Raw genomic sequence first — 431 nt, forward strand, 5'->3', positions numbered from 1 at the left:
GGGGAAACAGCTCGGACCACCAGTTAAGGACCCCAAATATGTGTTAAGGGGGGACGAATGACGCGTTGCTGAGACAACCAGGATGTTGGCTTAGAAGCAGCCACCATTGAAAGAGTGCGTAATAGCTCACTGGTCGAGTGACCCCGCGCCGAAAATGTACCGGGGCTAAACATATTACCGAAACTGTGGATGAACCTCTTTAGAGGTTCGTGGTAGGAGAGCGTTCTAAGGGCGGTGAAGTCAGACCGGAAGGACTGGTGGAGCGCTTAGAAGTGAGAATGCCGGTATGAGTAGCGAAAGAAGGGTGAGAATCCCTTCCACCGAATATCTAAGGTTTCCTGAGGAAGGCTCGTCCGCTCAGGGTTAGTCGTGACCTAAGCTGAGGCCGATAGGCGTAGGCGATGGACAACAGGTAGAGATTCCTGTACCAG

General features: G+C 52.7%; 1 rRNA gene. It reads left to right on the forward strand.

Annotated elements, in window-relative coordinates:
- Positions 1-431: ribosomal RNA gene (locus G8O24_RS42790) — 23S ribosomal RNA — on the forward strand; the annotation flags it as partial.

This window comes from Bradyrhizobium campsiandrae (assembly GCF_014529705.1).
In the GTDB taxonomy this organism is placed as follows: Bacteria; Pseudomonadota; Alphaproteobacteria; order Rhizobiales; family Xanthobacteraceae; genus Bradyrhizobium; species Bradyrhizobium campsiandrae.